Source organism: Variovorax sp. 3319 (genome assembly GCF_031456585.1).
Lineage (GTDB): Bacteria > Pseudomonadota > Gammaproteobacteria > Burkholderiales > Burkholderiaceae_C > Variovorax > Variovorax paradoxus_P.
On the sequence record NZ_JAVDUZ010000014.1, the window covers coordinates 43,097 to 62,394 of the forward strand.

Annotated in this window: 20 protein-coding genes and 1 other RNA gene; 12 read left to right on the top strand and 9 right to left on the bottom strand. The window is 65.4% G+C overall.

Translation table 11 applies throughout. From position 1 onward, the window contains the following. Positions 1–60: 60 nt before the first annotated feature. From J2X67_RS24630 to J2X67_RS24640, 3 genes are read left to right on the top strand one after another with little or no spacing between them, the layout of a single operon-like run. A complete protein-coding gene (locus tag J2X67_RS24630) occupies positions 61–1,974 on the top strand; it encodes a galactose oxidase-like domain-containing protein (RefSeq protein WP_309957431.1) in 1,914 nt (637 codons plus the stop codon). Between the two features lie 33 nt (positions 1,975–2,007). Continuing rightward, on the top strand, positions 2,008–2,454 hold the full coding sequence (locus tag J2X67_RS24635) for a hypothetical protein (protein ID WP_309957433.1): 447 nt from the start codon (positions 2,008–2,010) through the stop codon (positions 2,452–2,454). Beyond that, entirely contained in the window at positions 2,451–3,059 is a 609-nt protein-coding gene (locus J2X67_RS24640; RefSeq protein ID WP_309957435.1) for an SCO family protein, read from the top strand. Before J2X67_RS24635 ends, J2X67_RS24640 begins: the two co-directional genes overlap by 4 nt. 78 nt (positions 3,060–3,137) lie before the next feature. Here the strand turns inward: J2X67_RS24640 and ffs are convergent. Continuing rightward, positions 3,138–3,234, bottom strand: an RNA gene (gene ffs, locus J2X67_RS24645) — signal recognition particle sRNA small type. A gap of 178 nt (positions 3,235–3,412) precedes the next feature. Between ffs and dnaX the strand changes: the two genes are divergently transcribed. The 7 genes from dnaX (at position 3,413) to J2X67_RS24680 (ending at position 9,553) form a co-directional block, all read left to right on the top strand. Beyond that, the gene (gene dnaX / locus J2X67_RS24650; RefSeq protein WP_309957437.1) at positions 3,413–5,278 is read left to right on the top strand and encodes a DNA polymerase III subunit gamma/tau; all 1,866 of its coding nucleotides are present in this window, start codon (positions 3,413–3,415) and stop codon (positions 5,276–5,278) included. Positions 5,279–5,330: 52 nt separating this feature from the next. Further along, positions 5,331–5,663 carry a YbaB/EbfC family nucleoid-associated protein gene (locus J2X67_RS24655; protein WP_012747441.1) on the top strand — a complete coding sequence of 111 codons (333 nt, stop codon included), beginning with the start codon at positions 5,331–5,333 and terminating at the stop codon, positions 5,661–5,663. 7 nt (positions 5,664–5,670) lie between these two features. Then, positions 5,671–6,261, top strand: a complete 591-nt coding sequence (gene recR, locus J2X67_RS24660; RefSeq protein WP_309957439.1) for a recombination mediator RecR — start codon at positions 5,671–5,673, stop codon at positions 6,259–6,261. A 16-nt stretch (positions 6,262–6,277) separates the two neighbouring features. After that, positions 6,278–6,670 (top strand): MAPEG family protein, encoded by a 393-nt coding sequence (locus J2X67_RS24665; protein WP_309957441.1) that lies wholly within the window; start codon positions 6,278–6,280, stop codon positions 6,668–6,670. A gap of 148 nt (positions 6,671–6,818) precedes the next feature. Next, a complete protein-coding gene (locus J2X67_RS24670; protein ID WP_309957443.1) occupies positions 6,819–7,853 on the top strand; it encodes an ABC transporter substrate-binding protein in 1,035 nt (344 codons plus the stop codon). A gap of 54 nt (positions 7,854–7,907) precedes the next feature. Beyond that, positions 7,908–8,723, top strand: coding sequence for an ABC transporter ATP-binding protein (locus J2X67_RS24675; RefSeq protein ID WP_309957445.1), 816 nt, complete (start codon positions 7,908–7,910; stop codon positions 8,721–8,723). Next, positions 8,720–9,553: an ABC transporter permease gene (locus tag J2X67_RS24680; protein ID WP_309957447.1), complete on the top strand. Its 834-nt coding sequence runs from the start codon at positions 8,720–8,722 to the stop codon at positions 9,551–9,553. Before J2X67_RS24675 ends, J2X67_RS24680 begins: the two co-directional genes overlap by 4 nt. Positions 9,554–9,560: 7 nt before the next feature. On the opposite strand, the gene J2X67_RS24685 is transcribed toward J2X67_RS24680, so the two are convergent. Beyond that, positions 9,561–11,168 (bottom strand): transglycosylase SLT domain-containing protein, encoded by a 1,608-nt coding sequence (locus J2X67_RS24685; RefSeq protein WP_309957449.1) that lies wholly within the window; start codon positions 11,166–11,168, stop codon positions 9,561–9,563. Beyond that, complete coding sequence (gene gloB / locus J2X67_RS24690) at positions 11,165–11,944, bottom strand: hydroxyacylglutathione hydrolase (protein WP_309957451.1); 780 nt, start codon at positions 11,942–11,944, stop codon at positions 11,165–11,167. The genes J2X67_RS24685 and gloB overlap by 4 nt, the downstream gene beginning before the upstream one ends. On the opposite strand from gloB, the gene J2X67_RS24695 reads away from it, so the two are divergent. Continuing rightward, a complete protein-coding gene (locus J2X67_RS24695) occupies positions 11,943–12,713 on the top strand; it encodes a methyltransferase domain-containing protein (protein ID WP_309957453.1) in 771 nt (256 codons plus the stop codon). The two genes, gloB and J2X67_RS24695, sit on opposite strands and share 2 nt — an antisense overlap. Before the next feature lie 53 nt (positions 12,714–12,766). Further along, positions 12,767–13,216 (top strand): ribonuclease HI, encoded by a 450-nt coding sequence (gene rnhA, locus J2X67_RS24700; RefSeq protein WP_126746501.1) that lies wholly within the window; start codon positions 12,767–12,769, stop codon positions 13,214–13,216. Here the strand turns inward: rnhA and glp are convergent. The 6 genes from glp to J2X67_RS24730 all read right to left on the bottom strand — a co-directional run bounded on the left by glp (position 13,213) and on the right by J2X67_RS24730 (position 19,279). Beyond that, complete coding sequence (gene glp / locus J2X67_RS24705; RefSeq protein ID WP_309957457.1) at positions 13,213–14,529, bottom strand: gephyrin-like molybdotransferase Glp; 1,317 nt, start codon at positions 14,527–14,529, stop codon at positions 13,213–13,215. The two genes, rnhA and glp, sit on opposite strands and share 4 nt — an antisense overlap. After that, positions 14,526–15,176 carry a molybdenum cofactor guanylyltransferase MobA gene (gene mobA, locus J2X67_RS24710; protein ID WP_309957459.1) on the bottom strand — a complete coding sequence of 217 codons (651 nt, stop codon included), beginning with the start codon at positions 15,174–15,176 and terminating at the stop codon, positions 14,526–14,528. Before mobA ends, glp begins: the two co-directional genes overlap by 4 nt. Next, entirely contained in the window at positions 15,173–16,324 is a 1,152-nt protein-coding gene (gene moaA, locus J2X67_RS24715) for a GTP 3',8-cyclase MoaA (protein ID WP_309957461.1), read from the bottom strand. Before moaA ends, mobA begins: the two co-directional genes overlap by 4 nt. 67 nt (positions 16,325–16,391) lie before the next feature. Next, positions 16,392–17,153, bottom strand: coding sequence for an SDR family oxidoreductase (locus J2X67_RS24720; protein WP_309957463.1), 762 nt, complete (start codon positions 17,151–17,153; stop codon positions 16,392–16,394). Between the two features lie 89 nt (positions 17,154–17,242). Continuing rightward, positions 17,243–18,676 (bottom strand): aldehyde dehydrogenase family protein, encoded by a 1,434-nt coding sequence (locus tag J2X67_RS24725; RefSeq protein ID WP_309957464.1) that lies wholly within the window; start codon positions 18,674–18,676, stop codon positions 17,243–17,245. Between the two features lie 48 nt (positions 18,677–18,724). Next, the gene (locus J2X67_RS24730; RefSeq protein WP_309957467.1) at positions 18,725–19,279 is read right to left on the bottom strand and encodes a peroxiredoxin; all 555 of its coding nucleotides are present in this window, start codon (positions 19,277–19,279) and stop codon (positions 18,725–18,727) included. Positions 19,280–19,298: the final 19 nt, after the last annotated feature.

Consider the following 19,298-nt stretch of genomic DNA (forward strand, 5'->3'; position numbering starts at 1 on the left):
ATTGTTTATTGCGCGCACAAGGAATAAGCTGCGGTCGGACAAAAAATAAAAGGAGCCGCGATGACCAGCGTTCCATCGCCGCGCGCCGCGCGCGGGCTTGCTTATGCATCCTTGGTGTTCCTGGTCTGGTCCGGCAGTGACGCAGGAGGCGACGCCCGCGCGCAGGGCGCGAATTCGCCGCAGGCGGGCGCGCTTGCATCGGCAGGCAAGCCGGTGCCACCAGACGGACAGCCGGCGTCCCTCGCCAGTCCGATTCCCGGCACCAAGTTCGCCAGCCGCAGCGCAACCTTCGTCTGGAACAACACGGGTGCCAACCAGTACGGCTTGACGATCCTGTCGGCCCCTTCGGCAATACCTGTGGTCGACACATCGACAAGTGCGACAACGCTGACGGTAACAAACCTTCCCATAGACGGCGCGGGACTCGTGGTCCGGCTGCGCTCACGGTTCAAGGGGAAGTGGCTGCCGGCCAACGAGTACCTGTTTACGGCAGCCGGATACACCGCGGCGCAATCGACCGCCGCGGTGAAGCCCTGGTCCGATCCGATCGCGCTGCCACTCGTGCCCGCATCGGCCGCCCACCTTCCCGACGGCAAGCTGCTGCTGTGGGCAGCCCGATCACCCACCAGCTTCAGCACGAGCAGCAGCGAGGCATACACCTACACCTCTGTGTTCGACCCCGTCACGCGAAGCGCCAGCCCGCTGGTGATCACGGCCACCGGCCACCAGATGTTCTGCCCCGGCCTGAGCATGCTGGCCGACGGCAGCGTGCTGGTCAGCGGCGGCAGCGATGCGACGAAGACCTCGATCTACGACCCGGCACTGGGCGGCTGGGTGACGGGTGCGCAACTCGGCATTGCACGTGCCTACCAGGCGAGCACGACCATGTCCGACGGCTCCGTGTTCACCGTCGGGGGGTCGTGGAACGGCGGGCAGGGCGGCAAGTACGGCGAGGTGTGGTCGGCCGCCACCAAGACGTGGCGCACGTTGTCCGGCGTACCGGCCAACATGCCCGATGCGAGCAATGTCTCGAACCCGCCGCTGGCCGGCCCGGACGCGGCCGGGGTCTACCGGGGCGACAACCACATGTGGCTGTTCGGCGCCGCCAACGGGTGGGTATTCCACGCCGGGCCTGCTGCCGCAATGCATTGGATCGACACACGCGGCAGCGGCGCCATCCTGCAGGCGGGGCTACGCAGCGACGACCCCTACGCCATGACCGCCAGCGCCGTGATGTACGACATCGGCAAGATTCTCAAGCTCGGCGGCGCGCCCAACCACGACAGCGGCGACGCCTTCAAGACCGCCTACATCATCGACATCAGCGCGGGCGCGCCGGCGGCGCCCACCGTGCGCAAGCTTTCGCCGATGGCCTATGGCCGAACTTTTGTCAACAGCGTGGTGCTGCCTAACGGCGAGGTGTTCGTGATAGGCGGACAGACCCAGCCCGTTCCGTTTTCCGATTCGTACAGTGTGCTGGCGGCCGAGCTGTGGAGTCCGGCGCTGGAGAGCTTCATCACGGTGCCGCCGATGCAGAAACCGCGCAACTATCACAGCGTGGCCCTGCTGCTGCCGGACGGACGCGTGCTGGCGGGCGGCGGCGGGCTCTGCGACTGTGCGGGCGATCACCCGGACGCGGAGATCTACACCCCACCGTACCTGTTGGCGAGCGACGGTTCGCCGGCCTCCCGCCCGGCCATCACGGCGGCGCCGGCCAGCGCCACATGGGGGAGCCAGATCGCCGTGGCAACCGACCGCGCGGCGGCCAACTTTGCGCTGGTGCGCATGGCATCGGCCACTCACTCGGTCAACACCGACCAGCGCCGCATCCCGCTGTCGTTCACGGGCACGGCAGGCAACTACCAGTTGGGCATTCCAACCGATCACGGCACGGTGCTGCCGGGCAACTACATGCTGTTCGCACTAGACAGCAGCGGCGTGCCGAGCGTGGCGCGCACCATCAACATCCGGTAGCGGCCGGCGCGCTCCGCGAAGCCAAGGCTTTCGATGATGATGCTGGCGCTGGCGCTCGGAACCGCAATGGCCGTTGGCCCGGCGTGGTCTGGCAAGCCCGATGCCGCCGTGCCTTCCTCGGTGGCGCGTGGCGCGCGCCTGTTCGATGGCGCCGAGCCGCTCGCCGGTACGCTGTCCGGCCACAGCGCACCGCTGCCGGGCGCAGCGACGCGCTGCATCCAGTGCCACTTGGGCCCCGGCATGTCCACCGCTGCTGCCTCCGGTTTCGCGCCTCCGCTCGACCGGCGCCAATTGCGCGAGGTGCTCCCACGCCGCGGCGGCCCGCCTGTCGCGTACGAGCCTGCATCCTTCTGCCGCACGCTTCGCACCGGCATCGACCCGGCCCATGTCGTGCTGCCCCGAGCCATGCCGCGCTTTGACGCCGACGAGGGCCAGTGCGCGGCGTTGTGGGAATACCTGACGCAAGCCCTTTCTCAATGAAGCCGATGGACGCGCGGAGCCCTTTCACACCATCGCGGGTTGCGTCCCGCGGACGCCGGCGCTTGCTTGCTGCCAGTGCACTGGCGTGGCTGGGTGTGCCTTCCGCCCGCGCAAACTCCAGCATCGGCCCGGTGCTGCCGGCGGTGTCGGCTCCGGTCCTGCCGCTGCGGCGCCACGACGGCGCCAAACCAATGCTCGCGGCGCAGTTGCGAGGCGCCACAACCGCCGTTCAATTGATGTTTACCGGATGCAGCACGGTCTGCCCGATTCAGGGGGCCCTGTTCTCGTCGCTGCAGGCGGCGTTGCTGTCGGAGCGCTACACGGCAGTGCGACTGCTGTCGCTCAGCATCGACCCGCTGTCCGACGACCCTGTTGCACTGAGCGCCTGGTTGCGGCGCTTCGGCGCGAAGCCGGCGTGGAGCGCGGCGGCGCCAACCCCCGAGGCACTTGATTCGATGCTCTCGCTGTTCACGGGAGGCGCGGCTGCGGGCGACCGCCATACCGGCCAGGTTTATCTGTTCGACCGTCATGCCCGGCTGGTCTGGCGAACCAGCGAATTGCCGCCGACCGAAGAGGTCATGGCCGGACTACGACAGATTGGTTAGTTGGATGCAGCGGCTGCCGATTCGGCGCCGGTGCGGCGGGCGTGTGCTACGCCCGTCCGTCCGTCTGTTTGATGTTAGGTTGACGAGCCTTACCCCTGGCACTGACTACGCAGTTAGGGCTGCTTGGTTCCCCACCTGACCCGGTTGGCCACTTCACCATGCAGGGAGGCCCGTCAGCACGTATTGTAACCCCCCAGGCTGCGCGCACTTCGTGTCGCTTCGCCCACCCCCCTGCTGGGGGCGACACCAGAGGCCCGGCGAAGCCGGTTCCTCGGTGTCCCACGAAAAGTCAGGTCTTTTTTTGATCAGGGGGTGAAGGCGAGGCCGGGGCTGCGCCTTTTAGAATGCCCCCAATGTCTTATCTAGTGCTCGCTCGCAAGTTCCGTCCGAAAACCTTTGGTGAGATGGTCGGCCAGGGGCACGTGGTGCAGGCGCTCGAGAACGCGTTGACCACGCAGCGCCTGCATCACGCCTATCTTTTTACCGGCACGCGGGGCGTGGGCAAGACCACGGTGTCTCGCATTCTGGCCAAGTCGCTCAACTGCCAGGGCCCGGACGGGCAGGGCGGTATCACGGCAACGCCGTGCGGGGTGTGCCAGGCCTGCAAGGACATCGATTCAGGCCGCTTCGTCGACTACACCGAACTGGATGCCGCGTCGAACCGCGGCGTGGACGAGGTGCAGTCGCTGCTCGAGCAGGCGGTTTACAAGCCGGTGCAGGGGCGCTTCAAGGTCTTCATGATCGACGAAGTGCACATGCTCACCAACACCGCGTTCAACGCGATGCTGAAGACGCTCGAAGAGCCGCCGGAATATCTCAAGTTCGTTCTTGCAACGACCGATCCGCAGAAGGTGCCGGTCACTGTGCTGTCGCGTTGCCTGCAGTTCAACTTGCGGCCGATGGCGCCTGAAACGGTGCTCGAGCATTTGACGAGCGTGCTGCAGACCGAGCAAGTGCCAGCTGAACCGCAGGCGCTGCGCCTCTTGGCGCGCGCCGCACGCGGCTCGATGCGCGACGCGCTGTCGCTCACCGACCAGGCGATTGCGTTCGGCAACGGCGAACTGCTCGAAGCCGGCGTACGCCAGATGCTCGGCAGCGTCGACCGCGGCCATGTGTTCAAGCTGATCGAGGCGCTGGCGCAGGGCGACGGCAAGATGGTGGTCGACACCTCCGAGGCGTTGCGGCGCGACGGCATGTCCGCCGCTTCCACGCTGGAAGAAATGACGGCCGTGCTGCAGGCCATGGCCGTGCTGCAGGCGGTGCCTTCGCGCGCGGAGTCGGCCGATTCGGCCACCGATCCCGATGCTGCCGACACGGCCCGCCTGGCGTCGCTGATGCCTGCCGACGAAACGCAACTGCTCTACAGCCTGTGCCTGCATGGCCGGGGCGAACTGGGCCTCGCGCCCGACGAGTATGCGGCGCTGACGATGGTGCTGCTGCGGCTGCTGGCTTTCAAGCCTTCAGGCGCGGCAACCTCATCTACGGCTTCTTCGGCCTCCGCGGAAAAAAAAACTCTGAATGAAGCGCCGAGGGCGGTTTTGGCCCCCTCTGCAGCGCCTCCGGCTCGACCTGCGCAGACAGCCGAAGCGCCGGTTGTGTCTGCCGCAGCGGTGCCGCCGCAAGCCGGCTCGGCACCTGCCGGCCAGCGCCTTGCCGTGGTCAGCGAGCCAATGCGCCCGGGCGGGCCGCCGAGGCCCGCCGCTTCGGCCGAGCCGCAGGCTGGCGAAGACCGCCCCAGGGTGCTTGCGGTTCCCATTCGAGTCCAGCCGCCGCCCGGCCAACGGGACGTGCCCCGTTCCGATGAGCAGCGCGTGCCCGCGCCGCCTATTCCGCCCAGCGAAGACGGCGATTTCTGGCACGCCACCGTCACGCAGATGATTGCGGCCGAGAGCATCAACGCCTTGGCGCGCGAGCTTGCGCTGCAGTCGCAGTTGGTTGCGCGCGATGTCGACCAGTGGATACTCCGCGTAGAGCGGGAACTGCTCAACCAGCCTTCGGCCCGCGAGAAGCTCGCCGACGCATTGGCCGCCTTGGGTCACGGTGTGAAGCTGGCCATCGAGATCGGCGGCGTGATCGATAGCCCGGCGCGCCGCAACAAGCAGGCGGCCGACGAGCGCCAGCGCGTTGCCGAGGAGGCAATCCGCAACGACCCCGAGGTGCAGATGCTGATGCGCGAATTCGATGCGAAGATCGTGCCTGGAACGCTCAAGCCCGCCTGAGCGCCGTCTCCTATTCTTCCCCCGATTTTTTCCTAACCAATCAGGACCAACGATGTTCAACAAAGGACAACTGGCCGGCCTCATGAAGCAGGCGCAGGCAATGCAGGACAACCTCAAGAAGGCCCAGGAAGAACTGGCCACCATCGAGGTCGAAGGCGAATCTGGCGCCGGCCTCGTGAAGGTCGTGATGACCTGCAAGCACGACGTCAAGCGCATCACCATCGACCCGAGCCTCCTGGCCGACGACAAGGACATGCTCGAAGACCTGGTGGCTGCTGCTTTCAACGCAGCGGTGCGCAAGGCCGAGGAAACCAGCGAACAGAAAATGGGCAAGCTCACGGCCGGCATGCCGGGCCTGCCGCCCGGCATGAAGCTGCCGTTCTGAGCGATTGATGGCAGACGCCAGCTCGCTCGACGCATTGGTCGATGCGCTGCGCCGCCTGCCCGGGGTCGGCGTGAAGTCGGCTTCGCGCATGGCTTTTCATTTGCTGCAGCATGACCGCGAGGGCGCGCAAATGCTTTCGCGCGCCTTGCAGCAGGCGGCCGGCAATGTGCGGCATTGCGAGCGGTGCAACACCTTTACCGAAGCGCCGGTCTGCAATGTGTGCCTCGACCCGCGCCGCGATGCGACCAAGCTCTGCGTTGTCGAGACGCCTGCCGACCAAGCCGCACTAGAACGCACGGGTGCGTTTCGCGGCTACTACTTCGTACTGATGGGCAAGCTCAGTCCGCTCGACGGCATCGGGCCCAAGGACATCGGGCTGCAGAAGCTTTTCGACCGCGCGCTCGACGGCACGGTGGGCGAAGTCATCCTTGCCACCAACTTCACCGCAGAGGGCGAAGCCACCGCGCACGTGATCGGCGAAGCGCTCAAGCAGCGCGGCTTGAACGTGACGCGGCTTGCACGCGGCGTGCCGGCGGGCAGCGAACTCGAATACGTTGATCTCGGCACCATCGCGCATGCGCTGGTAGACCGCAGGTAGACACAGACAGCCGGACATGACTCTTTCACTGCTCACCATTGCCTACTGGTGCGTGTTCATTGCGTGCGGCCTGCCGTACCTGGCCGCATGGATCGCCAAGTTTGGCAGCTTCGGTCCGCGCGACAACATCCAGCCGCGCGACTGGGCCGCAAAGCAGAGCGGCTGGCGTGCGCGCGCCAACAGCGCGCAGGCCAACAGCTTCGAGGGGCTGCCGTTCTTCATCGGTGCGGTCATCATTGCGCATCAGCTTGGCGCGGCGCAGGCAAAGCTCGACATGCTCGCGGCGGCGTACGTCGTACTGCGCGTGATCTATATCGCGGTGTACATCAAGGGCATCGGCAGCGTGCGCAGCGCGGTGTGGGCACTCGGGTTCCTGGTCAACATTGCGATTCTTTTCGTCGCGCGATAGGCGCGCACGAGCCTTTCTCAACAGCGTTTCGTAGAGGTCTTCATGTTTACGTGAAAACCCGCACGGGATGACCCCGATGCAAGCAAGGTGGGCGCACCCCTAAGCTCGATTCAGTTCACCAGAATCAAAGAGCCCGCAGGACCGCTCCATGCTCCATCGCAGAACCCTCATTACCGCCTCCGCAGTCGCTGCCGCAGCAGTTGCGCTGCCGCGGGTCTTTGCGCAAGCCAAGCTCGAGAAGACGAAGATTTCCATCGCAGTCGGCGGCAAGGCGGCTTTCTACTACCTGCCGCTCACCATCTCCGAGCAGCTCGGCTACTTCAAGGCCGAAGGGCTCGAAGTCGAAATTTCGGACTTTGCTGGCGGTGCGCGCGCGTTGCAGGCCGTGGTCGGCGGTTCGGCCGACGTGTGCTCCGGCGCCTATGAGCACACCATCAACCTGCAGGCCAAGAACCAGTTCTTCCAGGCCTTCGTGCTGCAAGGCCGCGCGCCCCAAATTGCGGTGGGCGTGTCGACCAAGAACATGGCGGGCTACGGCGGCATCGCCGATCTGAAGGGCAAGAAGATCGGCGTTTCCGCGCCGGGCTCTTCGACCAACATGGTGGCCAACCTCGTGCTTTCGCGCGGCGGCCTGAAGGCAACCGATGTGAGCTATATCGGCGTGGGTGTTGCGGCCGGTGCCCTCACGGCGTTGCGCTCAGGCCAGATCGACGCCATCAGCAACACCGATCCGGTGATGACCATGCTCGAGCAGAAGGGCGACGTGAAGATCATCAGCGACACGCGCACGCTCAAGGGCACGCAGCAGGTGTTCGGCGGGCCGATGCCCGCGGCCTGCCTTTACGCGCCAATGGACTTCATCCAGAAGAACCCCAACACCTGCCAGGCGCTGGCCAATGCCATTGTCCGCGGCCTCAAGTGGCTGCAGACGGCAGGGCCTGGCGACATCATCAAGACAGTGCCTGAAACGTATCTGCTCGGAGACCGCGCGCTGTACCTCGCGTCTTTCGACAAGGTGCGCGAATCGATTGCCACCGATGGCCTGGTGCCAACCGAAGGCCCGAAGACCGCGCTCGCGGCCATATCGAGTTTCGACACGGCAGTGAAGGCCGACAAGATCGACCTTGCCAAAACCTACACCAACGATTTTGCCCGGCGCGCGAAGGACAGGTTCAAAGCCTGACCTCCGAACGTCCCCGCGACCCGGCTTCGGCCGGGTTTTTTCTTGCAGCCAGACATGTCCGACTACGCACTCGAACTACTCTCCATCAGTTGCACCTTTCACTCGAAGGACGACCCGGGCCAGCGCTACACCGCGGTGGCCGACACCACGCTGCGCGTCAGGGCGGGCGAGTTTGTTTCAGTGGTGGGGCCGACGGGCTGCGGCAAGTCGACACTGCTGAATGTGGGCGCAGGTTTGCTCGAGCCATCGTCAGGTACGGTGAAGGTGTTTGGACAGGGGCTCGCGGGTGTGAACGCAAGGGCTGGCTACATGTTCCAGACGGAGGCACTGATGCCATGGCGCAGCGCCGTCGCCAACGTGATGGTGGGGCTGCAATACCGCGGCGTGCCCGAGGCCGACGCACGCGAACAAGCCGAGGCGTGGCTTTCGCGCGTGGGCCTCTCGGGCTTTGGCGACCGCTATCCGCATCAGCTTTCAGGCGGCATGCGCAAGCGCGTTGCACTGGCGCAGACGCTGGTGCTCGACCCCGACATCATCCTGATGGACGAGCCCTTCAGCGCGCTCGACATCCAGACCCGGCAGCTGATGGAAAACGAAGTGCTTGAACTGTGGAGCGCGAAGAAAAAAGCTGTTCTTTTCATCACGCACGATCTCGACGAAGCGATTGCAATGAGCGACCGCGTGGTGGTCCTTTCTGCGGGGCCCGCCACGCATCCCATCGGCGAGTTCGCCATCGACCTTGCCCGCCCGCGCGACGTGGCCGAGGTACGCACTCAGCCGCGCTTTGTTGAACTGCATACGCAGATCTGGGAGGTGCTGCGCGACGAAGTGCTCAAGGGCTATGCGCAGCAATTGAGGAAGGCCGCATGATCCCCCGCCTCAATGAACGCAATGCCCGGTTCTGGCAACTGGCACTGCTCGCGGTCATTCTGATCGGCTGGCACGTCGCGTCGCGCAACCAGCAGATCGCGTTCTTCCTGGGTGAACCTATCCAGGTGGCCGGCCGTATCTGGAGCTGGTTTCTGCCTTTCGAAGTGCCGCCGAACCTGCTGTTCCCCGAGGGATTGAAAGGCAATGCCGACATCTATCGCCACCTGGGCACCACGCTGCTCGAAACGGTGCTGGCCTTTGGCATTGGCACCGTTCTTGGCCTGGCGTGCGGGCTATGGCTGGCGCTGGCGCCCACTGCGAGCCTGATTCTCGATCCCTACATCAAGGCCGCCAATTCGATGCCGCGCGTCATCCTGGCGCCGATTTTTGCGCTCTGGTTTGGCCTTGGTATCTGGAGCAAGGTGGCGCTGGCCGTCACGCTGGTGTTCTTCATCGTGTTCTTCAACGTCTACCAGGGGGTACGCGAGGTAAGCCCGGTGGTGCTGGCCAACGCGAAGATGCTGGGCGCCAATCAGCGGCAGCTCTTGCGCACCGTGTATTTGCCCAGTGCCACCAGTTGGGTGTTCTCAAGCCTGCACACCTCGGTGGGCCTGGCCTTCGTGGGCGCGGTGGTGGGCGAGTACCTGGGCTCGGCGCGCGGCGTCGGCTACCTGATACTCCAGGCCGAAGGCACCTTCGACGTCAACACTGTCTTTGCCGGCATCGTGGTGCTCACGGCCTTTGCGCTGCTGCTCGACGGGCTGGTAGGGCTCATCGAGAAGCGCCTGATGAAGTGGCAGCCGCGCAGCGGCGAGACCGAAAAGCTCTAAACCGGGTTCAGCGCTTCTTCTTTGCCGGCGTGCCGCCGCGCTTTTCGCGCACGACCTGCTGCTTGCCGCTCGACTTGGTCACATTGCCGCCGCGCGTGGCAGTTGCCTTGGCTGCGCTGCCGCCTTTGGTGTTTGCGGCTGCACGGCCGCGAGCCGGGGCGGCGCCCGAGCCAACGCGAGCCGCGGGCGCGGCACGAACCGGCAGGTACACAACCACGCTGTAGCCGCGCTTGAATGCGTGATTGGGTTTGACGTCGTTCCACTCAGCCACGTTGGAGGGCGCAAGCTTGTAGCGGCGTGCGATGCTGGCCACGCTGTCGTTGCGGCCGGCCTTGATGGTGGTGCGGCGGTTGACGATCTCGGGCTGGAAGCTCAGGTGCCCGCTGTCTGCGACCACGGCCGTCACGTCTTCCTTGACGCGGGCGCCGCGCGGCACGATGAGCGTGGAGCCGGCCTTGATGAGCATGCGCGGCGGAATGCTGTTGAGCGCGCGCAGATCGGCCTCGCTCATGCCCGAGCGCTGGGCGGCGTCGGCCACCGTCATGGTGTTGGGAACCACCCATGCCGTCCAGCTGGCGTATTGTCCTTGCGAGTAGGCGTCGAAGTTGCGCTGGAACACGGCCGCGTTGTCCCAGGGCAGCAAGATCTGCTGCGTTCCGGCTGCGAGCAGCACAGGCTTGTGCGCAGCGGGGTTCAGGGCGCGAAAGTCTTCGAGACGAACGTCGGCGAGCTTGGCCGCCAGCTCGACGTCGAGGTCGCGCGTGAGCGTCACGGTCTGGAAGTACGGGTGGTTGGCGATCAGCGGCAGCTCGGTGTTGAACGCCTGCGGGTTCGCAACGATGTTCTTCACTGCCTGGAGCTTGGGCACGTAGAGCCGCGTTTCTGCCGGCATCGAAAGATCGCTGTAGGTGGTGGGCAGGCCCAGTCGCTGGTTCTTGGCAATGGCGCGGCTCACGCTGCCTTCGCCCCAGTTGTAGGCCGCCAGCGCAAGCTGCCAGTCACCGAACATGCGGTAGAGCTTTTGTAGGTAGTCCAGTGCTGCGCGAGTGGACGCCACAACGTCGCGCCTGTCGTCGCGGAAGATGTTCTGCTTCAGGTCGAAGTCGGTGCCGGTGGCCGGCATGAACTGCCACATGCCCGCGGCGCGCGCACTCGAAATGGCTTGCGGGTTGAAAGCGCTTTCGATGTACGGCAACAGCGCGAGCTCGGTGGGCATGTTGCGCCGTTCGAGTTCTTCGACGATGTGGAACATGTACTTGTTCGAGCGCTCCGTCATGCGCTGGATGTAGTCCGGCCGGCTGGCATACCACTGCTCGCGGTCGCGCACGAGGTCGCTCTCGAGGTTGGGCATCTTGAAGCCGCGGCGGATGCGGTCCCACATGTCGGCGGGCGGCGCCAGCGTGACGACGCTTTGCGAATGCGCTTCGCTGCTGGTGATGGGAGTGAGAGGGCCGCCCGGGTAAACCGGTGCCGCGCTACCGGCCGCCTTGGAGCCGGTGCCGCCAGACGAGGCGGTGGATTGCGCCGAATTGCCGGACGAGGACGAGTCGGTGGTGCCCGCGCAGCCCGCGAGCAACAGTGAGCCTGCAAGGCAGGCAGCAGCGATAAATTTCATCGGAAGTCGTTTTTCCATTGGCGCAGTGCGGCAAACACGTCGGCTTCGCCAGCATTGGCAGAAAGCTCGGCGTGCTCGCGCACCGCTCTAAGGACAGTGGCTTCGCGGCTGCGAAGAAAGGGGTTGATTCGGCGTTCAATTGCCAATTGCGAAGGCAGCGTGGGCTGCCCTTGCGCGCGCAGGCTTTCGCAGTGCGCGGTGTACTGAGTCAGATCGGCATTGCGGGGTTCCACCGCTTGGGCGAAACGCAGGTTAGCAAGTGTGTATTCGTGCGCACAACACACGCGTGTATTGGCGGGCAGTGCCGCAAGCGCATCGAGCGACGAGAGCATTTGTGCCGGCGTGCCTTCGAAGAGGCGGCCGCAGCCGCCGGAGAAAAGTGTGTCGCCGCAAAACAGAAGCGGCGCCTGCCCCTGCTGTGCGGGCAAGTAGTAAGCGATGTGGCCTGCCGTGTGGCCCGGCACGTCAATGACCTGGAAGCGGAGCCCGAGCACTTCGGCGGTGCTGCCGTGCAAGAGCGGTGTAAAGGGCTCGGGGATGCGCTCGCGCGCGGGGCCGAACACCGGGACGCCAGTTGCCGCGTGAAGCGCAGCCACGCCGCCCGTGTGATCGGCGTGGTGGTGCGTGACTAGAATCGCGGCGAGCTGCAGCTTGTCACGCGCCAACGCGTCGAATACCGGTTGAGCGTCGCCCGGGTCCACCACGATCGCGTTGGAGCCGTCCTGCAGCATCCAGATGTAGTTGTCAGCGAAGGCGGGCAGCGGAACAAGGGTCATGAGCGGTCAAATTATAGGTTTGCAGGATTGGTTCGCGACCCCCCCGGGCCGCTACCTCCTGGCGTGGGAGCAGGCTCAGTTCGACGAGGCGGTGGCGGATATCTTCGGCTACCACGCGTTGCAGCTGGGCGCCACCGAGATCGACGGACTGCGCTCGAACCGCATGCCGCACCGCTGGCTGGCCCTGAGCGACCCCTTGCAGCAACCCGCCAGGGCGGCGCTTTTTACCGACTTTGCGGCGCTGCCGTTCTCGGCAAACAGCCTCGACCTGGTGGTGCTGCCGCACGCACTCGAGCTGAGCCCCGACCCGCACGCCACCTTGCGTGAGGTGGAGCGGGTGCTGGTGCCCGAAGGCCGCGTGGTGATCTGCGGCCTCAACCCGGCGAGCCTGTGGGGCATGCGGCAACGCCGTGCGCACCTGTATCGCAAGCTCGGCTTCGGCGAGTTTTTTCTCCCCGAGGGCGGGGAGTTCATCGGCTATTGGCGCCTTCGCGATTGGCTGAGGCTCTTGAGTTTCGAAGTCGAGTCGGGGCGTTTTGGTATCTATCGGCCGGCCGTTCGCAGCGAGGCATGGCTGGAGCGCTGCCGCTGGATGGACACAGCAGGCGAACGCTGGTGGCCGATTTTCGGCGCCGTGTATTTCCTGGTGGCGGTCAAGCGGGTGCGCGGCATGCGCCTTCTGGGGGCCGAATGGCGGCGCGCCACAGCGCGTGCAACGGCTCCGGTTCCTTTGGCAGGCAAGGTGCACAAGGCCGAACACGCCGACTGAACAAATGAATGAATGAATGAACGAATGATTGAAAGAAGAAGGAAAAGAAAGTTTTGAACGAAGTCGTGATCTACACCGATGGTGCGTGCAAAGGCAACCCCGGCCCCGGCGGCTGGGGCGCGTGGCTCAAGTCGGGCGCCACCGAGAAAGAGCTGTTTGGCGGCGAACTCAACACCACCAACAACCGCATGGAACTCACGGCCGTGATCGAGGGCCTGGCCGCGCTCAAGCGGCCCTGCAAAGTCATTCTTTACCTGGACAGCCAGTACGTGCGCATGGGCATCACCGAGTGGATTCGCGGATGGAAAGCCAAGGGCTGGCGTACCTCGACCAAGCAGCCCGTAAAAAACGTGGAACTCTGGCAAAAGCTCGACAAGCTGGTGGCGGAGGGCGGCCACGTCATCGAATGGCGATGGGTCAAGGGCCACTCGGGCGACCCGGGCAACGAGCGCGCCGACATGCTTGCCAACAAGGGGGTGGACAAGGCCCTTGGCCGGATCTAGCCCTCGAGCATCATCACGTCCACTTCGTCGCCCGCAGCCACGCCTGCCTGATCGTGGTGCAGCACCACGAGTCCGTTGGCTTCGACCATTGAGCTCAGCACGCCCGAGCCCTGATTGCCTGCAATGCGAACCTCGGGCAGTGCGCCTGCCACGGCCTTGACAAACCCGCGCTGGTATTCCGTGCGGCCCGGTTTTTTTCGGATGGCTCCCACACTGCGCGCGCGCAGCAGGGGCGGCGGTGCCGCGGCAATCTCGTGGCAGCCCATCATGCGAAGCAGTGCAGGGCGCACAAACGCGAGAAACGTGACCATCACCGCCACCGGATTGCCGGGCAGCCCGAACAGCACGGCGGCCCCCGGTTGCGGCGACGCGGCTTGGTGGCGCGGAATCAATCCCACGGCCATCGGTCGGCCGGGGCGCATGGCAACCCGCCAGAACGCCATGTCTCCAAGCTGCTGCATCACGGCACGCGTGTGGTCGGCGGCACCTACGCTCACACCCCCGCTGGTAATGATGGCGTCCGCCTCGCTGGCGGCGCGCTGCAGCGTGGCAGCGAGTTCGGCCGGATCGTCTCCCACCAGCCCGAGGTCGATTACCTCGCAACCCAGGCGTGTGAGCAGCCCGAACACCGTGTAGCGGTTGCTGTCGTACACCGCGCCCTCACGCGGCGGTTCGCCAAGGCTCAGGATTTCGTCGCCGGTCGAAAAATAGGCTACGCGCAGGCGCCGCAGTGCGGACACCGATGGCAGGCCAAGGCTTGCGACCATGCCGAGCGCGGCGGGGGACAGGCGCTCGCCACGTTTCAGGGCCGGCTGGCCTTGCATCAGGTCTTCGCCCGCAAAGCGGCGGTTGTCGCCGCGCCTAAGCACCTTGGCCGGAAAGCTCACGCGGTCGCCGTCGAGCTTGCAGAACTCCTGCGGAATGACGGTGTCGAGCCCTTCGGGCATCACAGCGCCCGTCATGATGCGAACCGCATCGCCCGCGCCGAGCGCGCCGCGCCAGGCAGCGCCTGCAAGTGCGGTTCCGACCACGCGCAGCTCGATCGATGCATCAGTGGCCACGTCGTCCCGCAGGATGGCGCCGTCGAACGCAAAGCCGTCCATTGCGGAGTTGTCGTGCGGCGGCACGCTGACCGGCGAGATGATGTCTTCAGCCAGCACGCGGCCCAGGGCCTCGCGCACGCCGACCTCTTCGCGTTCGGAAACCACCGCTTGGGCGACGAGTTGAGCCAGGAAGGCCTGGACCCCATCGACGCTCAGGGCCTGGGGGTCATAGCCCGCCAGGGCGGCAGCAATGTCGGCGATGCGGCTCATCTGTTTTCAAGCGCGTGCAGTTCGGCCAGCGTGTTGGCGTTGAAGAAAGCGTCGGGTGCATCGCCGGGCCTGTCGAAAGGCACGAGCACGGTGCGGTGCTGCGCGGTCCACGCGTCGATCTTGCGGCCACCCGATTGGGTGAAGTTCACCAGGCTTTCAAGCAGCGTGGTGTGAAGCAGGCAAAACACGGGCTGCGGTCGCAGCACCGGCGCAGCGCCGGGTTCGGCAGCGGCTTCGGGTGCGCTGACCATGGCGATCTCCGCGTTGTCGGCAACGAGTGCGTCGGTCATGCGGCGCGCCAGATCGAGCGGGAACAGCGGTGTGTCGCAGGGCACCGTTAAAAGATAAGGGGTTTCGCAGCGTTCGAGACCTGTCAGAAAGCCGGCAAGCGGGCCGGCATAGTCAGCCAGGCTATCGGGCCACACCGGCACGCCGAACGACTCGTAGGCAGCCAGGTTGCGATTGGCGTTGATCATCACCTCTCCGACCTGCATGCCCAGCCGCAGCACGGCATGCATGGCCAGCGGCGAGCCATTGAAATTCTGCAGGCCCTTGTCGATGCCGCCCATGCGCGAGCCGCGGCCGCCGGCCAGCAGCAGACCGGTGATTTCGCTGGGGGAAATGGGTTCAGGTGTCTGTGGGGTCATCCGCCGATATAGCTCATTTCGACGCGTCGCGGCGCCTTGTCGTTGGTGTCGTGCCCGGCACTTTCAGGGCCGCGGAGCGCGCGCAACTCGGAATAGCGGTCGGCTCGACCTTGCCAGATATGGCCGATGGCGGAGGCGATCTCCTCGTCGGTGGCGGTGCCGCGCAGCAGCGGGCGCAGGTCGTGTCCCGCGCTGGCAAAAAGGCAGAGGTAGAGTTTGCCCTCAGTCGAAAGGCGCGCGCGGCTGCAGTCGTGGCAAAAAGCCTGCGTCACGCTGCTGATCACGCCGACTTCGCCGCCGCCGTCGGCATAGGCCCAGCGTTGTGCGGTTTCGCCGGGCGCGCTGGCTTCGAGCGGCACCAGCGGAAACTCGGCACCGATGCGCGCGATGACCTCCGCCGAAGGCAGCACTTCGTCCATGCGCCAACCGTTGGTGGCGCCCACGTCCATGTATTCGATGAAGCGCAGCACCACCTTGCCGCCGTGGTTGTCGCGAAAGTAGCGCGCCATCGGCAGGATCTCCTGCTCGTTGGTGCCGCGCTTCACCACCATGTTGACCTTGATCGGGCCGAGCCCGGCCGCCAGCGCTGCCTCGATGCCGGCCAGCACGTCGGCCACAGGAAAATCGACATCGTTCATGCGGCGGAACACCGCGTCATCGAGGCTGTCGAGGCTCACCGTCACGCGCTGCAAGCCGGCGGCCGCCAGTGCCGCTGCCTTGCGCTGCAGCAGCGATCCGTTGGTGGTGAGCGTGAGCGCGAGCGGTTCACCGGCCGGGGTGCGGAGTTCGGACAACTGCTCGATCAGCCCCTCGATGTTCTTTCGCAGCAACGGCTCACCGCCGGTGAGCCGAATCTTGCGTACGCCGTGCGCCGCAAAAAGCCGCGCGAGCCGTGTCATTTCTTCGAAGCTCAGCAGCGCGCTGTGCGGCAGGTACTGGTAGTCCTTGTCGAACACGTCTTTCGGCATGCAGTAGCTGCAACGGAAGTTGCAGCGATCCGTCACGCTGATGCGCAGGTCGGTGAGCGGCCGGCCCAAGCGGTCGAGCAGGTGCCCGGTGGCAGGCACGGCAATCTCCGGCACCGAAACCGACGCGCGCGTGCGGCCGATTTCGGAGATCGGGATGACGGTTGTGCTTTTGCTGTTCATGGGGCAGCGGCCAATTTACTCCATCGACCGATGGGCCGGGCCGCAAAAGGGCTACTTTGAAAGGCCGCTAGACGCAGCGTGCCCCGTCCACTTCAATGCACACACCGCTGATGAACGCCGCCTCGTCGCTTGCAAGGTACAGGGCGGCGTTGGCTACGTCGAGCGCCGTCGAGAAGCGGCCGAGCGGAATGGTGGCGCGGAACTTGGCCTTGCGCTCTTCGGTGAGCGGACCGCCAGCAAATTCGGCGGCCAAGCCGGTGTCGGGGTTGAATACCGGGTTGATGCAGTTGACGCGGATGTTGTCGGGGCCGAGCTCGGCGGCCAGCGATTTGCTCGTGGTGATGACGGCGCCCTTGGAGCCGTTGTACCAGGTGAGCCCCGGGCGCGGACGCACGCCTGCCGTCGAGGCAATGTTGATGAACGAGCCGCCGCCGTTGGCGCGGAACGCTGGCACGGCGTGCACCGTGGCCAGGTAAATGCTCTTCACGTTGACCGCGTAGCACTTGTCGAATTCGTCTTCGCCAACTTCAAGGGCAGGGCGATTGCGGTGAGTCCAGCCTGCATTGTTGACCATGGCATCGAGCTTGCCATGGCGCTCGACCGCGGCTTCGACCAGCGCCTTGACCTGAGCCGACTGCGTGACATCGGCCGCAAAAAAAGAGGCCTTGCCGCCATCGCGCAGGATGGCTTCGACCACCTGCTGGCCGGCGGCCGGGTTGATGTCGTTCACGAGCACCTGGGCGCCCTCGGCCGCGAGCCGCTTGGCGATGCCTTCGCCGATGCCGCCCCCGGCACCGGTCACGATGATGGATTTGTCCTTGACGCGCACGCTGTGTCTCCTCGAAAAAAAGTGCAGCGGGGCAGTGTATCGGGCTACGGGCCCCGCGCCGGGCCAGCCCGGCGCGGCTGTCCGGGTTCTCAACCGTGCTTGATGGCGACCGTCTTGAGCGTGGTGAAGCCGTAGAGCGCCTCAAAGCCCTTTTCGCGCCCGTAGCCGGATGACTTGACCCCGCCGAACGGCAATTCCACGCCGCCACCGGCGCCGTAGTTGTTGATGAACACCTGTCCGCTACGCACACGCTTGGCCATGCGGAACTGGCGTGCGCCATCTGTTGTCCAGATGCCGGCAACAAGGCCGAACTGCGTGGCGTTGGCGAGCGCCACCGCTTCGTCTTCGTCGGAGAACTGCATCGCGGCAAGCACCGGGCCGAACACTTCTTCTTGCGCGAGGCGGTGGTTCACGGGCACGTCGCGCAGCAGGGTGGGGGCTTGGTAAAAGCCGGTTTCGGGTGCTTCGTCGACCACCACACCGTGGGCCACCATCGGAATGCCGGCCACCTGGGCATCGCTCAGAAAATCCCAGACGCGCTGCTGCTGGGTCTGGCGGATCAGCGGGCCCACGTCGAGGTCCATGGCCGCGGGTCCGACGCGCAGGGCCTCGAACGCGCGGCCGAGGCGCTCGAGCAGAGGTTCGTAGACGTCGCGCTGGATCAGCACGCGCGAGCCGGCCGAGCAGGTTTGCCCGGCGTTTTGCACGATGGCGTTGATGATCACGGGGATGGCCGCGTCCAGGTCGGCATCGGCAAAGATGATCTGCGGGCTCTTGCCGCCGAGTTCGAGCGTGACCGGGCAATGCCGTTCGGCGGCCACCTGCTGGATCAGCGTGCCGATCTTGGGGCTACCGGTAAAGCTGATGTGGTCTATGCCTTCATGCCGCGCCAGCGCGTCGCCCACCTCGTGGCCGTAGCCGGTCACGATGTTGAGCGCACCGGCCGGAAAACCGACCTCCGCCGCAAGCTGCGCCACCCGGATCAGCGAAAGGCAGGCGTCTTCGGCCGGCTTTACCACGCACACGTTGCCCGCCGCCAGGGCGCCGCCCACGCTGCGACCGAAAATCTGCATCGGGTAGTTCCACGGAATGATGTGGCCCGTAACGCCATGCGGCTCGCGCCAGGTAAAAACGCTGTAGCCGTCCTGGTAAGGGATGGTTTCGCCGTGGAGCTTGTCGCAGGCGCCGGCATAGAACTCGAAATAACGCACCAGCGCTACCGCATCGGCGCGCGCCTGCTTCACTGGCTTGCCACAGTCGCGCTGCTCCAGGAGCGCCAGTTCGTCGACGTGCTCGGCAATTTTCTGCGAGAGCTTGTAGAGCAGGCGGCCGCGATCGGCCGCGCTCACCTTGTGCCAGACGCCCTCGAAACAATCGCGCGCCGCGCGCACGGCGGAGTCGATGTCGGCGGCGTTGCTACGCTGGATTTCGTCGAAAGGCTGTCCGTCGGAGGGGTCGAGCACCTGCAAGGTGCGGCCGGAGGAAGACGGGACGTCGGCGTTGGCGATGAAGTTGAGTTGCATGGAGCAGGATTTTGCGCGAAGCGCGGCAAACCCGCCGTCGCACGCTTGCTACCTGGGCGAAGCCGGCCGCGGCAGCGCCCGAACCGCATTGAGCGTGCGCTCCACATGCTTGTCCGGGTTCAGGTTCTGGTAGTAATACGCCACGGTGCCGTTGGGCGCAATGACATACGACAGGCGGTTGGCAAAGTCCGGCCGCGTCTGCATCAGGGCGTCGAAACCGTTGATCACGGTCTTTGCTTCGTCCGAGGCCACCGGAAAGCGGCTTTGGCAAGACTTGACAGAGAACTTCGAGAGCGTGCCTATGTCGTCCGCGGAAACACCGATGACGGTGGCGCCTAGGGCTGCGAATTGGTCGACGGCTTCGGCGAAGGCATGGGCTTCGATGGAGCAGTCGCTGGAGTCGGCTGCCGGAAAGAAGTACAACACCACCGGACCCTTGGCCAAAGCCTCTGCCAGCGAATAGCGGAATGTCTTGCCGCCAAGCGCGGCATTGGCTGTGAACCTGGGTACCGGATCGCCGATGTCGAGGGCGGCGCTGGCGGGCAGCGCCATGAGCGCAGCGACCGACATCAGGGCGATGCGTGAGAGGATCGGGCTTGCCATGGTGTAACTCCGAGCGGGT

What these genes read in the sequence shown, in the direction of transcription:
- J2X67_RS24675 (WP_309957445.1), top strand. Translation starts at nt 7,908, where the DNA reads ATGTCCGACTACGCACTCGAACTACTCTCCATCAGTTGCACCTTTCAC.
- J2X67_RS24640 (WP_309957435.1), top strand. Translation starts at nt 2,451, where the DNA reads ATGAAGCCGATGGACGCGCGGAGCCCTTTCACACCATCGCGGGTTGCG.
- J2X67_RS24665 (WP_309957441.1), top strand. Translation starts at nt 6,278, where the DNA reads ATGACTCTTTCACTGCTCACCATTGCCTACTGGTGCGTGTTCATTGCG.
- J2X67_RS24685 (WP_309957449.1), bottom strand. Translation starts at nt 11,168, where the DNA reads ATGAAATTTATCGCTGCTGCCTGCCTTGCAGGCTCACTGTTGCTCGCG.
- J2X67_RS24635 (WP_309957433.1), top strand. Translation starts at nt 2,008, where the DNA reads ATGATGATGCTGGCGCTGGCGCTCGGAACCGCAATGGCCGTTGGCCCG.
- J2X67_RS24695 (WP_309957453.1), top strand. Translation starts at nt 11,943, where the DNA reads ATGAGCGGTCAAATTATAGGTTTGCAGGATTGGTTCGCGACCCCCCCG.
- J2X67_RS24670 (WP_309957443.1), top strand. Translation starts at nt 6,819, where the DNA reads ATGCTCCATCGCAGAACCCTCATTACCGCCTCCGCAGTCGCTGCCGCA.
- J2X67_RS24725 (WP_309957464.1), bottom strand. Translation starts at nt 18,676, where the DNA reads ATGCAACTCAACTTCATCGCCAACGCCGACGTCCCGTCTTCCTCCGGC.
- moaA (WP_309957461.1), bottom strand. Translation starts at nt 16,324, where the DNA reads ATGAACAGCAAAAGCACAACCGTCATCCCGATCTCCGAAATCGGCCGC.
- J2X67_RS24730 (WP_309957467.1), bottom strand. Translation starts at nt 19,279, where the DNA reads ATGGCAAGCCCGATCCTCTCACGCATCGCCCTGATGTCGGTCGCTGCG.
- J2X67_RS24630 (WP_309957431.1), top strand. Translation starts at nt 61, where the DNA reads ATGACCAGCGTTCCATCGCCGCGCGCCGCGCGCGGGCTTGCTTATGCA.
- gloB (WP_309957451.1), bottom strand. Translation starts at nt 11,944, where the DNA reads ATGACCCTTGTTCCGCTGCCCGCCTTCGCTGACAACTACATCTGGATG.
- J2X67_RS24655 (WP_012747441.1), top strand. Translation starts at nt 5,331, where the DNA reads ATGTTCAACAAAGGACAACTGGCCGGCCTCATGAAGCAGGCGCAGGCA.
- dnaX (WP_309957437.1), top strand. Translation starts at nt 3,413, where the DNA reads ATGTCTTATCTAGTGCTCGCTCGCAAGTTCCGTCCGAAAACCTTTGGT.
- recR (WP_309957439.1), top strand. Translation starts at nt 5,671, where the DNA reads ATGGCAGACGCCAGCTCGCTCGACGCATTGGTCGATGCGCTGCGCCGC.
- mobA (WP_309957459.1), bottom strand. Translation starts at nt 15,176, where the DNA reads ATGACCCCACAGACACCTGAACCCATTTCCCCCAGCGAAATCACCGGT.
- glp (WP_309957457.1), bottom strand. Translation starts at nt 14,529, where the DNA reads ATGAGCCGCATCGCCGACATTGCTGCCGCCCTGGCGGGCTATGACCCC.
- J2X67_RS24680 (WP_309957447.1), top strand. Translation starts at nt 8,720, where the DNA reads ATGATCCCCCGCCTCAATGAACGCAATGCCCGGTTCTGGCAACTGGCA.